The 13,453-nt window shown below is 73.7% G+C and carries 13 protein-coding genes; 9 read left to right on the forward strand and 4 right to left on the reverse strand.

Translation table 11 applies throughout. From position 1 onward, the window contains the following. Window positions 1–89 precede the first annotated feature (89 nt). The 6 genes from KF840_02455 (at window position 90) to KF840_02480 (ending at window position 5,482) form a co-directional block, all read left to right on the forward strand. On the forward strand, window positions 90–362 hold the full coding sequence (locus tag KF840_02455) for a hypothetical protein (protein ID MBX3023749.1): 273 nt from the start codon (window positions 90–92) through the stop codon (window positions 360–362). A 72-nt stretch (window positions 363–434) separates the two neighbouring features. Further along, on the forward strand, window positions 435–2,600 hold the full coding sequence (locus tag KF840_02460) for a hypothetical protein (GenBank protein ID MBX3023750.1): 2,166 nt from the start codon (window positions 435–437) through the stop codon (window positions 2,598–2,600). Between the two features lie 32 nt (window positions 2,601–2,632). Continuing rightward, window positions 2,633–2,902, forward strand: a complete 270-nt coding sequence (locus KF840_02465; protein ID MBX3023751.1) for a PqqD family protein — start codon at window positions 2,633–2,635, stop codon at window positions 2,900–2,902. A 165-nt stretch (window positions 2,903–3,067) separates the two neighbouring features. Beyond that, window positions 3,068–3,274: a hypothetical protein gene (locus KF840_02470; protein ID MBX3023752.1), complete on the forward strand. Its 207-nt coding sequence runs from the start codon at window positions 3,068–3,070 to the stop codon at window positions 3,272–3,274. 76 nt (window positions 3,275–3,350) lie between these two features. Next, the gene (locus KF840_02475; GenBank protein ID MBX3023753.1) at window positions 3,351–4,517 is read left to right on the forward strand and encodes a glycosyltransferase; all 1,167 of its coding nucleotides are present in this window, start codon (window positions 3,351–3,353) and stop codon (window positions 4,515–4,517) included. Further along, the gene (locus KF840_02480; GenBank protein ID MBX3023754.1) at window positions 4,514–5,482 is read left to right on the forward strand and encodes a glycosyltransferase; all 969 of its coding nucleotides are present in this window, start codon (window positions 4,514–4,516) and stop codon (window positions 5,480–5,482) included. Before KF840_02475 ends, KF840_02480 begins: the two co-directional genes overlap by 4 nt. A gap of 76 nt (window positions 5,483–5,558) precedes the next feature. Here KF840_02480 and KF840_02485 read toward each other — a convergent pair whose 3' ends face one another. Next, a complete protein-coding gene (locus KF840_02485) occupies window positions 5,559–5,966 on the reverse strand; it encodes a glyoxalase/bleomycin resistance/extradiol dioxygenase family protein (GenBank protein ID MBX3023755.1) in 408 nt (135 codons plus the stop codon). Window positions 5,967–6,075: 109 nt separating this feature from the next. Between KF840_02485 and KF840_02490 the strand changes: the two genes are divergently transcribed. The 3 genes from KF840_02490 to KF840_02500 are packed head-to-tail and all read left to right on the forward strand — an operon-like array spanning window position 6,076 to window position 7,954. Then, a complete protein-coding gene (locus KF840_02490; protein ID MBX3023756.1) occupies window positions 6,076–6,450 on the forward strand; it encodes a helix-turn-helix transcriptional regulator in 375 nt (124 codons plus the stop codon). 5 nt (window positions 6,451–6,455) lie between these two features. Beyond that, window positions 6,456–7,547 (forward strand): ACR3 family arsenite efflux transporter, encoded by a 1,092-nt coding sequence (gene arsB, locus KF840_02495; GenBank protein ID MBX3023757.1) that lies wholly within the window; start codon window positions 6,456–6,458, stop codon window positions 7,545–7,547. Beyond that, the gene (locus KF840_02500; protein MBX3023758.1) at window positions 7,544–7,954 is read left to right on the forward strand and encodes an arsenate reductase ArsC; all 411 of its coding nucleotides are present in this window, start codon (window positions 7,544–7,546) and stop codon (window positions 7,952–7,954) included. The genes arsB and KF840_02500 overlap by 4 nt, the downstream gene beginning before the upstream one ends. A 100-nt stretch (window positions 7,955–8,054) precedes the next feature. Here the strand turns inward: KF840_02500 and KF840_02505 are convergent, their stop codons facing one another. The 3 genes from KF840_02505 to KF840_02515 all read right to left on the reverse strand — a co-directional run bounded on the left by KF840_02505 (window position 8,055) and on the right by KF840_02515 (window position 13,447). Next, the gene (locus KF840_02505; protein MBX3023759.1) at window positions 8,055–9,212 is read right to left on the reverse strand and encodes an MFS transporter; all 1,158 of its coding nucleotides are present in this window, start codon (window positions 9,210–9,212) and stop codon (window positions 8,055–8,057) included. A gap of 1,209 nt (window positions 9,213–10,421) precedes the next feature. Further along, window positions 10,422–11,708 carry a phosphopyruvate hydratase gene (gene eno / locus KF840_02510; protein ID MBX3023760.1) on the reverse strand — a complete coding sequence of 429 codons (1,287 nt, stop codon included), beginning with the start codon at window positions 11,706–11,708 and terminating at the stop codon, window positions 10,422–10,424. Between the two features lie 2 nt (window positions 11,709–11,710). Further along, window positions 11,711–13,447: a dynamin family protein gene (locus tag KF840_02515; protein ID MBX3023761.1), complete on the reverse strand. Its 1,737-nt coding sequence runs from the start codon at window positions 13,445–13,447 to the stop codon at window positions 11,711–11,713. Between the last annotated feature and the right edge of the window lie 6 nt (window positions 13,448–13,453).

Raw genomic sequence — 13,453 nt, forward strand, 5'->3', positions numbered from 1 at the left:
GGACGCGCGGGCGACGGGGCGCTCGCGCCGTTGCGTTGCGCTCATCGATCCGGCCGCGGTCTTCCGAGATTCGAGAAGGAGCGCGGCCGATGCTCGCCCGCGGAGGCTTTCGGACCCTCTCGATCCCGGGAACCACCCGCCGCCGGATCCGTGCGGTTGGCCGGGTGGCGGGCCCGGCACGTCGGTTGCGTCGCAGCGGTCGTATGACGTTCCTCATGTTGGAGAGCGGCGCGGTCGCGCTGGCATTCCTGATCGCGGTCGAGATGTGGAACCAGCGCCGATCGTGGGCGTTCATCGTCGGCGGATCCCTGGCGGTGCTCGGCGTCCTCACCCTCATGATCGGCATGTGGCGCGGACACTGACCCCGCCGCGGCGCGCCACGGCGTCCCGCGTCCGACTTGCGCCCCGCCCGGCCAGCGCCCAGGGTGTGCGCCATGCGACGATTCCTCTCCCTGGTGCTGCCCCTCGGCCTCGTCCTCGTTGCGCTCGCGGCGCGCGCCGACGATGCGGCGCCGACCTGGCCGCGGACCTTCGCGAACGATGGCGACCAGCTCGTCGTCGCCCAACCGCAGCTCGACACCTGGGCCAACCGCATCGATTTCACCGGCCGCGTGGCGGTGACGCTGACCCCGAAGGGCGGCGCGGCGGCCAGCGGCGTGCTGCGCATCGCGGCGCGCACGACGACCGACCTGCCGCAGCGGGTGGTGGCCCTGAACGACGTGCGCGTCCTCGACGGCCAGTTTCCGTCGCTGCCGCCGGCCGCGGCCGCGCAGACGGTGCGGCTGGCGAGCGCGCTGCTGCCGACCCAGGGGCTGACCGTGCCGCTCGACTACCTGCTGGCGGCGCTGGTGCAGGCCGGGCAGACCGCCGCCTCGACGACGCTCGACACCGCGCCGCCGACCATCTTCCTCGCCGAGCAGCCGGCGCGGCTGGTGCAGTTCGACGGCGCGCCGGTCTTCGCGCCGGTGGCCGGCACCAACGTCCAGTACGCCGTGAACACCAACTGGCCGCTGCTGCGCAGCAGCGACGACGCGGCCGTCTACCTGCTCGACGCCACCGGCTGGCTCACCTCGCAGTCGCTGGAGACGGGGGTCTGGCAATACGCCGACCAGCTCCCGGCCAGCTTCGCCTCGCTCCCCGACACGGCGGAGTGGCAGGACGTCCGCCAGAGTCTGCGCGCGCCGGCGCCGGTCGGACAGGCGCCGCTGCTGATCGACGTCGCGACCGCGCCCGCCGAGCTGATCAGCATCGTCGGCGAGCCGCAGTACCAGCAGGTGCCCGGCACCGGCATCTACGTCGTCACCAACACCAGCAGCCTGGTGTTCTGGGACGGCTACGCGAAGGCGTACTACTACCTGGTGGCGGGGCGCTGGTTCCGCGCCGCCGCCCTCGACGGGCCGTGGACGTTCGCCACCACCACCCTCCCCGCGGATCTGGCCAACATCCCGCCGGACGGACCGCTGGCTGCCGTCCTCGCCTCGGTGCCGGGCACCGCCGAAGCGCGCGAGGCGGCGCTGCAGGCGCAGATCCCGCGCCTCGCGACGGTGAGTCGATCGACCACGGCGACGGTGGCGTACGACGGCGAGCCGCAGTTCGCGCCGATCGCCGGCACGTCGCTCGCCTACGCGGTGAACACGCCGAACGACGTCGTCCGGGTCGGCGCCGCGTACTACCTGTGCCAGAACGGCGTCTGGTTCACCGCCGCGGCGCCGTCGGGACCGTGGAGCGTCGCCGCCGCGGTGCCGGATGCGATCTACGCCATCCCGCCCAGCTCGCCGCTCTACCACGTCACCTACGTGCGGCTGTACCAGGTGAACGACGCGCAGGCGGTGTACGGCTACACCGGCGGCTATCTCGGCGAGTACGTCGCCGACGGCGTGGTCACCTGGGGCACCGGGTACCCCTACGCGCCGTACGTCGGCAGCGGCGCGGCGCCGATCTACTATCCGCGTCCGTACACCTACGGCTGCGACGCGTTCTACAACCCGCTCACCGGCACCTTCCATCGCGCCGGTTACGGATACGGACCGTACGGCGGGATCGCCGCCGGCGCGGCGTACGATCCGGCCACCGGCACCTACGCGCGCGGCGCGGCGGTGAACGGGCCGTACGCATCGGACACGGCCGCGCAGGCGTACAACCCGCGCACCGGATCGTATGCCGCGGTGGAGACGCGGTCGAATCCCTACGCGGCCTGGGACCAGGGCGTCGTCTACGGCCCGCGCCGCGCCATCCAGGTCGGGTCGGTGTCGGACGCGCGCGGCACGGCGACCCGGGCGCAGACCGCCGGGGGTGGAGAGGCGGTGGCGGTCCAGGGCGACGACCGCTCCGCCACCGTCGTGCGCGCGCCCGGCGGCGACTGGTACGCCGGCAGCGACGGCCACGTGTACCAGCGCAGCGACGCCGGCTGGCAGCGCGCCGACGCCGTGCCCGGTCACGACGCCGCCAGCCGCGAGGTGTGGAACGGGCTCGCCGCCGAGTACGCCGCCCGCCAGCGCCAGATGATGATGCGCCAGCGCTATGCCGGCTGGGGCGGCGGCGACTTCGCCGGCCTCGGCGGCGGCCGCTACGCCGGCGTGCGCGGCGGCGGCCGCCGCTGACCCGGCCCCGTCGATCGTCCGCGTTGCCCGCGATGGACCCCGCGCGCCCACTCGCCCGCTGTGACGGGCTCGAGGTGATCGCGACGCCGGACGGCTACGTCGTCCACCAGCCGGCTCGGGATCGGGTGCACCATCTGAATCCCACCGCGGTGCTGGTGTTCGAGCTGTGCGACGGGACGACGCCGGCAGGCGAGATCGCCGCGCGCGTGCAGGCGGCGTGGGCGCTGGCCGACGCACCGGTCGACGAGGTGCGCCAGTGCCTGGCTCGCCTGCTCGACGAGGGCCTGGTCACCGCCGTCTGAACCCGCGCGCCGCCGATGGCGGGCCGCTCCGCGGGCGGCGGCGATGACGGCTTGGGCCGGGGTCGCGACGGACCAACGCCGCGACTTTGACTCGCTCGCATCCTTCGCCTATCACCGACCCGGCTGGCGGGCGGCGAGACGACGTGACCATCGGAGGACGGCGACATGGCGACGGCACCGAGCATCGAGCAGATTGAGCGCGCACTGCGGACCATCGACCCGGCGAAGCGCCGCCTGGTCGCGAGCCTGGTGAGCGACGCGGAGTTCGCGGCCCCGCTGGTGGCCTCCTTCGCGACCACCGGAGTCTCGAGCCACGCCGTCCAGCCGCAGAGCGGCTCGAACCTCGGCCGCCGCCTGCGGCAGACCCGCTAGCGGCACCGCGTTCCCCGCGACGCGACGCGCACCGCGACACAGCGGTCACGCGTCGCGCCCGGCGCCTCCCGGCGGCGTGCCCTCACCCCCCAACACGGACCTGGCGTCGCCGGACACCGTCCGCCTCTCCGCCGCGATCATCGTCAGGGACGAGGCGGCGCACCTCCGGCGCTGCCTCGCCTCGATCGTGCCGCTCGTGCACGAGATCGTCGTCGTCGACACCGGCTCGAGCGACGACAGCCCACGGGTGGCGGCCGCGTTCGGCGCCCGCGTGTCGTCGTTCCCGTGGCGCGGCGACTTCGCGGCGGCGCGCAACGCGGCGCTCGAGCGCGCCACCGGCGCCTGGATTCTCTACATCGATGCCGATGAGCGCGCGCAACCGACCGACACCCGCGCGCTGCTGGCGACCCTCGCCGACCCGCGGCTGGTGGCCGCCTCGGTGCGCTTCCGGCCGCGCGCCGGCGTCACCCGCTACGACGAGTGCCGGCTGTTCCGCAACGACCCGCGCATCCGCTTCCGCAACGTCATCCACGAGACCATGCTGCCCAGCGTGCACGCCGTGGCGCGCGCCGACGGCCTGGCGATCGGCCGCACGGCGCTGGCGCTCGACCACCACGGCTACGACGGCGACCAGGGCCGCAAGCACCGGCGCAACATCCCGCTGCTGCGCCAGCGCCTGGCGCGTGATCCCGATCACGTCTACTCGTGGAATCACCTCGGACAGGCGCTCGACGGCAGCGGCGACCGCGCCGCGGCGCTCGCCTGCTGGCGCCGGGCGATCGCGATCGTGCGCGCCCGCGGCGTCGAGAGCGCGCTCGACGCGCTGCCCTACGGATCGCTGCTCCTGGCCGAGGGCGTCGAAGACGCGCCGGCGCTGCTCGACGAGGCGCGCGCGCGCTTCCCCGGCGATCTGCTGTTCCGCTGGCTCGCCGGGCGCCGGATGGCGCAGGCGGGCGCGTTCGACGACGCCGTCCGCCTGCTCGACCCGCTCGCCGGCATCGACGCCGAGACCTACTGCGCCGAGAGCGGCGTGTCGTACGACGCGTCCATCTTCGGCGTGCCCACCTGGGACACCCTCGCCATGTGCCACTTCCAGCGCGGCCGCTACGCCGAGGCCGCGTACTGGTGGGGACGCGCGGCGGACGCCGAGCCGCAGCGCCTCGAGCTGCGCACCAAGCGCCGGCTCGCCGAGGCGCGGAACGGCGCGCGGCGTCCCGGGCCGCGACCGGAGCCGGATCGATGAGCGACGCCCCGGTGATCGCGCCGGTGACCGACGGGGCGGCGCGGCCGTTCTGGTCGGTGATGATCCCGACCTACGAGCCCGATCCCGCCTTCCTCCGCCAGGCCCTCGCCTCGGTGCTGGCGCAGGATCCGGGCCCGGCGGAGATGGAGATCGTGCTGGTCGACGACGCCTCGCGGCGCGTCGACCCGCGCGACGGCATCCCGGCCGGCGCCCGCGACCGCATCGGCTGGGTGCGGCAGCCGCAGCACGTCGGCATCGGACGCAACTGGAACGCCTGCGTGCAGCGGGCGCGCGGGCACTGGGTGCACCTGCTGCACCAGGACGACCTGCTGCGCCCCGGCTTCTACGCTCGCCTGCGGGCCGCCAGCGCGCGCTGCCCGCAGGCCGGCGCCGCCTTCTGCCGCGATGTCATCATCGATCGACGCGGCGAGGTGGTCGCCGCGCAACGGATCCTGCGCCAGCCAGCGGGCATCTTCGAGGACTGGATCGAGCACATCTTCGTCGGTCTGCACCTGCGCTGCGTGGCGCTGGTGGTGAAGCGCGAGGTCTACGAGACGCTCGGCGGCTTCCGCCTCGACCTCGACTACGCGCTCGACTGGGACATGTGGAAGCGCATCGCCGCCGCCCGCCCCCTCTGGTACGAGCCCGAGGCGCTCGCCTGCTACCGCAGCCACGGCGCCTCGGCGTCGATCGGCTTCCAGCGGGTCGGCGACAACCTGGTCGAGATCGCGCGCAGCATCGCGCTCTCCGAAGCGCTGCTGCCGCCGGCGACGGCCGCCGCCATCACGCGGCGGACGCGCGCGAACTACACCCGCTACGGCGCCGGCCTGGCGTGGCAGGCCCTCGCGGCGGGCGACCTGCGCACCGCCCTCGCCCAGCTCCGCGCCGCCCGCGCGCTGGGCACGCGGCGGGACATCGCCAGGGCCTTCGTCGCGCGCGCCCGCCGCGCCTGGCACGAGCGCTGAGCGCGCTGCGCGCCCGCCGGGCCCGCGGGCAGGGCCGCGCTCGCGCGCGGCCCTGCCCGCCCTCACCGTCGGACGCTCAGTCGGTGGCGCAACACGACGCCCGCTGCGGCGTCGGTTGCGGGGTGTCGGCCAGCACCGTGTAGATCTCCCACTCGCGGTTGTCCGCAGCGGTGATCCAGAACTTGTCCTGCACCGCATAGCAGCACGTGACGCCGTCCTCGTGCCGCGGCGCGAATCCCTCGCCCGTCAGGCGCGCGGATTCCGTCACCACCTCGCCGGTCGATTCCACCTCGATGCCGAGATGGTTGAGCGAACCCGGCTCACCCATGCCCTCGATGAGCACCAGCTTCAGCGGCGGATCGGCGATCACGAAGTTGGCATAGCCGGGTCGCCGCTTGGCGGGCTCGGTGGCGAAGAGGCGGCGGTAGAGCTCGACCGCCGCATCGACGTTGCTGACGTTCAGGGCCAGTTGGACACGCGACATGGAACCTCCTTCTGTATCGATGGATGTCGATATTGAAACATGCATCGACAACTGTCAATATGGATTCACCAGGTGGGCGAGGATGGCAGCGATGAAGCAGGAGACAGCGATGAGGAAGAAGGTGGCGACGATCGGCCGCTGTTGCGCGCCGGTGTTCCACGGCGAGCTCGGCCAGGAGCACGCCGAGCACCTCGCCGACGCGTTCAAGGCGATTGCCGACCCGGCGCGGCTGCGGCTCCTGAGCTTCATCGCCGCGCAGCCCTCCGGCGAGGCCTGCGTCTGTCATCTCACCGAGCCGCTCGGGCTGTCGCAGCCCACGGTCAGTCACCACCTGAAGGTGCTGTTCACCGCCGGCCTGCTGCAGCGCGAGCGACGCGGCACGTGGGTCTACTACCGCATCGTGCCGGACGAATTGGCGAGGCTCCGCGACGCCCTGGCGGCGCCGGCCGCCGCCTCGCGCAAGACGAGCGCGGGGACGCGATGACCGCGATGCCCGTGGCGACCCGGCGGCTCGCCGTCCTCGACCGCTACCTGACCGTGTGGATCTTCCTCGCCATGCTGGTCGGCATCGGCAGCGGCTACCTCGTGCCCGGCCTGGAAGCCTTCCTCGACCGCTTCAGCGTCGGCACGACGTCGATTCCCATCGCCGCCGGCCTGATCCTCATGATGTACCCGCCGCTGGCCAAGGTCCGCTACGAGACGATGGGCCGCGCCTTCCGCGATGCGCGCATCCTCGCCCTGTCGCTGGTGCAGAACTGGGTGATCGGGCCGCTGCTCATGTTCATCCTGGCCATCGCGTTCCTGTCGGACCGGCCCGAGTACATGGTCGGCCTCATCCTCATCGGCCTGGCGCGCTGCATCGCCATGGTGCTCGTCTGGAACGACCTGGCCCAGGGCGACGCCGAGTACTGCGCTGGCCTGGTGGCGTTCAACTCGGTGTTCCAGATCCTGTTCTTCTCGCTCTACGCGTATGTCTTCATCACCCTCCTGCCCGCCTGGCTGGGACTGCCGGGCGTCGCGGTCGACGTGACCATCGGCGAGATCGCCACCAGCGTGTTCGTCTATCTCGGCATCCCGTTCCTCGCCGGGCTGCTGACCCGCGTCGCGCTGCTGCGCGCCCGCGGCCCGCAGTGGTACCAGGAGCACTTCATCCCGGCGATCAGCCCGCTGACGCTCGTCGCCCTGCTGTTCACCATCGTCGTCATGTTCTCGTTGAAGGGCGAAGCGATCATCCAACTGCCCTTCGACGTGCTGCGCATCGCGGTGCCGCTGCTGATCTATTTCGTGGCGATGTTCCTCCTGTCGTTCTTCATGAGCCGCGCCATCGGCGCGACGTACCCGCAGTCGGCGACGCTCTCCTTCACCGCCGCGTCGAACAACTTCGAGCTCGCGATCGCGGTCGCGGTGGCGACCTTCGGCATCCATCATGGAGCGGCGTTCGCGGCCGTGATCGGCCCCCTCGTCGAAGTGCCGGTGATGATCGGCCTGGTGACCGTCGCCCTCTGGTTCCGGCGCCAGTACTTTCGCGACACGGGAGACGCCGCGGCGCCGTTCCCCTCCGCCGCCGGGCCGCCGAGATGACCACGGTGATCTTCGCCTGCGTGCACAGCGCCGGCCGCTCGCAGATGGCGGCGGCGTTCTTCAACGCGCTCGCCGACCCGGCGCGCGCCCGCGCCGTCGCCGCCGGCACGGCGCCGGGCGACCGCGTGCACCCCGAGGTGGTGGCGACGATGCGCGAGATCGGCATCGACCTCTCCGCCGCGCGGCCCCGCCGCCTCACCGATGCCCTGGCCGCCGACGCGCAGCTCCTGATCACCATGGGCTGCGGCGAGGCCTGCCCGCTCGTCCCCGGCCTGCGGCGAGACGACTGGGCCCTGGCCGATCCGAAGGGGCGATCCGCCGACGAGGTGCGGGCCATCCGCGACGACATCCGCGCCCGCGTGTCGCGCCTGGTGGCCGAGCAGGGCTGGCAGCGGGCGACCGCCTGATCCTCACGGGCCCGTCACGAGCGGCACGCGACGGAGGCGCCCCTTGCGGCCCGCCCGTGCCGACGGGACACGAACGATCGGCGGCTCCAGCCTAGTCTGGCTAGCGGACGCGGAGGATGAGAATCGCCCCGGCGATGCTGAGGACGGCGGCGTACAGGAGCCCGGCGGCGACGGAGACGTGCGCCCAGAGCGCGCCGACGATGATGCTGGAGAACAGATCGCCGACGCCGTTGACGCTGCCCAGCACGCCGTAGCCCAGGCCGCGGATCTCGGCCGGCAGGAGCTCGGCGGCGATCGCCCCTTCGAGCGCGTCCTCGACGGCCATGAAGACGCCGGCGGCGGCGAAGAGCAGCGACAGGTAGGCGAGATCGCTGCTGTCGCGCATGAATCCGACGAAGGTGAGCGCGGCCAGCAGATACCCCGCCGCCAGCAGCGCACGCCGTCCCACCCGATCGCCGAGCACGCCGACGGGGAAGGCGGCGGCGGCGTAGAGCGCATTGCGCAGCGCGTAGAGCAGGGCCGCCACCTGCGCCGCGTGCGCCATGCCGTGGGTCTCCCCGAGGATGTCGGTGGCGCGCAGGATGAGCAGCGTCGGCGCGAAGTCCGCCAACCCGAAGACGAACACGCCGACCAGGAAGCGGCGGAAACCGATCGGCAGGGCGCGCAGGCTACTCCAGAATCCGAGGTTGTGATTCGGCGCCCGCCGGCGCTCCCGCACCATGACGGCGAAGGCGAGCGCCGAGCCGAGGCCGGGAATCAGCGTCAGCAGGAACACCACCCGGAACGGCATCGCCGCATCGGTGAAGCGGCCGTGCAGCAGGCCGATGGCCACGACGCCGAGGAGCGGTCCGACGACGGCGCCGATGGTATCGCCGGCGCGATGGAAGCCGAACGCCTTGCCGACGTCGGCGGGGGCGACGGATTCGACCAGCATCGCGTCGCGCAGCGAGCCGCGGACGCCGCGGCCGAACCAGGCCAGGACGCGCCCGACCAGGACCAGCGGCCAGCCGGCCGCCAGCGCGAACAGCGCCTTCGCCGCGCCGGTCAACGCGTACCCGCCGACGGTGATCGCCTTGCGGTGGCCGATGCGATCGCTCCACCACCCGCTGCCCAGCTTGGCGAAGCTCGCCACCGCGTCCGAGACGCCCTCGATCGCGCCCAGCGCGGCGGCCGAGACGCCGAGCGTCGCGAGGAACGCGGGCAGCACGGCGGTGGCCATTTCGTGGCCGGCATCGCTGAGCAGACTGGTCAGCCCCATCCCCACGACGTTGCGGTTGAGCCAGGAGCGCCGGCCGCTGCCGTCGTCGTGTCCCGCCGACCGCACGGCGGCCCGCACGCGCGCATCGGCGTCATCGGCGGCGATCGCCAGCAACGCCGAATGGTCGCCATCCCCGTTGCGCTCCAGGCCGCGCACCGCTTGGTAGCGCACGGCCGCGTCGGGATCGCGCAGCAGCGGCTCGCAACGGGCGGCAAACGCCGCCGGCGCGCCGGCGCTCGCCACGGCGACGAGGCGGCGCCGGGCGCGGCTGCCGAGGGGCACCTCCGCGCCATTCGCGGTCCGCACCCGGCCGGTGATTGCCGCCTCGAGCACGGTCGGAGCGACGCGCGGCAACAACGTCCGCAGCGCGTCCTCGCACTCGCTCTGCGTCGGCACGTCCGGCGCGTCCAGTCCGCGCAGCAGCGGCGCGATCCCCGCCGCGTCGCCCGCCACGGCGACCAACGCCAGGGCCGCCGCCGATGCCACGGCCGGGTCATCGTCGCCCGCCGCCATCCGCAGCTCCGGGACGGCATCGACCGCGGCGAGCTCGCCCAGCAGGCCCGCGGCCTGCGCCCGCCGGATGCGGCTGCCGGGGGGCTCCAGGCCGCGCACCTGCCGCGGCGTCACCAGCGCGGCGCGCAGCGCCGGGATGGCGCGGCCGCCGAACCGCCGCAGCGCGGCGGCGGCGGGCTCGCGCTTGGCGTCGTCCTCCAGGCACGCGATCAGCGGCTCGATCGCCGCCTCGTCGCCCAAGCGCGACAGCGCCTCGCCGGCGCCGATGAGATGGGAGCGAGCGAGCGCATCCCGCAGGACGGCGCGCGCCGGCCCATCGTCGAAGCGCGCCAACTGCCGCGCCGCGGCGTTGCGCACGGTTTCCTCCGCCTGCCGGAGCACCGGATCGGCGATCGCGGCGTGATCGCGCGCCACCGCGCCGACGAGGGCCGCCCGCGCCGACGCGCCGCCGAAGGCCCCCAGACACTCGGCCGCCGCCACGCGGGGCTGCGGAATCACCGACGGCGGCCCGGCGAGCAACGCCGCCAGCGCCGGGATCGTCACCGGCCCGGCGGCCAGGATCTCGCCCTGGATGCGAACCAGCGCGTGCAGGTCAGCGAGCTGCGCGACCAGCGCCCTGGCGCGCGCGCCAGTGGCGTCGTCGACCTGGGGCTCGCCGCCGAGGACGTCCACCATCGCGCGCCGCTCGCGGCGGGCTCACCCAGCGCGCCGGCCAGCGCCGGCGAAGCGGGCGCGCGCCCCCAGCTCGGCCTCGATGCGCATCAGCCGGTTGTACTTGGCGGTCCGCTCGCTGCGGCAGGGAGCCCCGGTCTTGATCTGCCCCGCGCCGCACGCCACCGCGAAGTCGGCGAGGAACGCGTCCTCGGTTTCGCCGGAGCGATGCGAGACGAGTTGGCGATAGCCCGCGGCGCGCGCCGTGGCGACCGCCTCGAAGGTCTCCGTCACCGTCCCGATCTGGTTCAGCTTGATGAGCACCGAGTTGGCCACGCGCTCGGCGATGCCGCGGCGAATGATCGCCGGGTTGGTGACGAAGATGTCGTCGCCGACGAGCTGCAGGCGGCCGCCGAGCTCGGCGGTGAGCACCTGCCATCCCGCCCAGTCGTCTTCGCCGAGGCCGTCCTCGAGGAGGATGATCGGGAACGCGTCGGCGAGCTCGCGGTAGCGCTGCACCATCGCGGCGGCATCCTCCGCCGCTCCGCCGGTGCGCTCCAGGACATAGCGTTCGGACTCGCAGAATTCGCTCGCCGCCGCGTCGACGGCGATGGCGATGTCCTCGCCCGGCCGGTAGCGCGCGGCCTCGATCGCCTCGACCAGGATGGTCAGCGCCTCCTCGTGCGACCGACAGGCCGGGGCGAAGCCGCCCTCGTCGCCGACCGCGACGCCGAGCTGCCGGCGCAACAGGATGGCGCGCAAGGCCTGATAGGTCTCCGCCGCCATCCGCATGGCTTCGGCGAAGCTCGGCGCGCCGTGCGGCACGATCATGAGCTCCTGGAAGTCGAGCCCGTTCACGGCGTGGCGGCCGCCGTTGATCACGTTGAGCATGGGGACCGGCAGCAGCGTCGCCTCGGCGCCGCCGAGGTGCTGGTACAGCGGTCGGCCGAGGGCCGCGGCGGCGGCGCGCGCCGCCGCCATCGACACGCCGAGGATCGCGTTGGCGCCCAGCCGGCCCTTGTTCGGCGTGCCGTCGAGATCGCAGAGATGGCGATCGAGATCGCTCTGCAGGCTGGCGTCGCGACCGCGCAGCGCCGGCGCGATCACCTCGACGACGTTGCGCACCGCCCGCTGCACGCCTTTGCCGGCGAAGCGGCCGGGATCGCCGTCGCGCAGCTCGACGGCCTCCAGGCGGCCGGTGGAGGCCCCCGACGGAACGGCGGCGCGGCCGCGCGCCCCACCGGCCAGGATCGCCTCGACCTCGATCGTGGGATGGCCCCGCGAGTCGAGAATCTCCCATGCCTGCAGGCCTTCGATAGCCAACGCTGCCATGCTCATCCTCCATCGCTCGCGGCGGCCACGGCCGCCGCGGCATCGCGCGCGGGCGCCGGCGGGCCACCGCCGACGAGCGGCTCCGCCTGCTGTCGCAACGCATCCAACCGCGCCACTTCGGCGCGCACCGCGTGCTCCCCCTCCGCCTGCCGCGCCCGCGCCCGCTGCAAGGCGCGTTCGGCCGAGGTCGAGACCTGCTGCAGGTAGCCGCGGATCTCCGCCTCGAGGCGCCGACGGCTCTCGACCACGCGATCGTCGAAGTCGTTCGCCACCCGCGCCGCGTTCGCCGCCAGCAGGCGTCCCAGATACCCGCGCGCTTCCTCGGCGAGCGCGCGCCGCGCCGCCGCCGGCGAGCGCAGGGCGTCGCGCAGCCACTGCTCGATCGGGCGCGCGGAGTAGCGCATGAGATGGGATTGGAAGAACCGGCGCGCCGTGCGGAAGCCGAGGTCGGGGCTGACCGTCCTGGGCAGCCCGGCCAGCGCCTCGTCGGATGCCGCCAGGCGCGCGAGCAACCCATTCGCCAGGTCGGTGAAGCGCTGCGCCGCCTGCGTGTAGAGCGCCTCGGCGGCGGGCTCGCAATCGACCAACCAGGCTTTGATGACCCGCTCGGCGATGTCCCGCGCCGCCTCGAACGCGCGCTCGCGCATCGCGCCGCGGCGGCCCGTGAGCCCGTCGATCACCTGATCGAGCTCGCGCTCGGCCGCCGGCGCCGCCGTCGCCAGGAAGGCGGCGCTGCGCTCGCCGAACGCCTGGCTCAGTCGATGCTGTTCGGCGCTGAACAGATAGCCGAGATCGTTGAGCGCCTGGGTCGCGTCGGCGACGCAGCCGCGCAGGGCCGCGGCCCGGCGCTCGGACTCCTCCACCGGCCGCGTCAGGGCGTCGCGCTGCTCGGCGAGCTCGCGCAGGAGCCGCTCGCTCAGCCGCGCGCGACCGCGCGCGGCGGCCGCGCGCACGAAGTCCGCGCCGGCGGAATCGGCGAGGCCGCGCAGCGTCCGCTCGAAGGCTTCCCAGTCGCGGGTCGGGCCGCGTTCGAGCCGCTCCAGCGCGCTCACGTTGAAGACGGCGGCGACCGCGACGCCGAGACGCTCCTTCAGCACCCGACGCGCGAACGTCGCCGCCTCCTGCCGTTCCGCGTCGCTCGAGCGATCGGCCTTGTTGATCACGAACAGCAAGGTCGACACGTGTTCGGCGGCGTGGGCGACCAGCCCCAGCTCCTCGCCCGAGATCGGCGGATCGGCGCCGAGCACCACCAGCGCGGCGTCGATCTGCGGGACGAACTGCCTGGTCACGTCCGTGTTGGCGCCGATCACCGAGCCGATGCCCGGCGTATCCACCAGACACATGCCGCCGGCGAGCAGCGGGCTCGGCACGAACACCTCGACCAAGGTCACCCGTTTGCGATTCGCCGGGTTCTGCTCCTCGGAGACGTAGGCGGCCAGTCCGCCGACATCGATCTCCTCCCAGGTCGCATCGATCCGCACCCGCGCCCGCGTCGCCGGACCCCAGCGCAGGATGGTCACCGCCGTGGTGATCGGCACCACCCCGGCGGGGAGCAGCCGCTCTCCGACCAGGGCGTTCAGCAGCGTCGACTTGCCGCGTTTGAACTGGCCGACGCAGGCGACGTAGAAGCGGCCTTCCGCCAGCCGCTCGGCGAGCGCCGTCGCGTCCGCCACCAGCTCCGGCGCGTCAGCGGCGGCCGCGAGACGAGCGAGCAGTGCCAGCTCGTCTCCCTGCGTCATCGACGC

This window comes from bacterium (assembly GCA_019637795.1).
Taxonomy (GTDB): Bacteria; Desulfobacterota; Binatia; order HRBIN30; family CADEER01; genus JAHBUY01.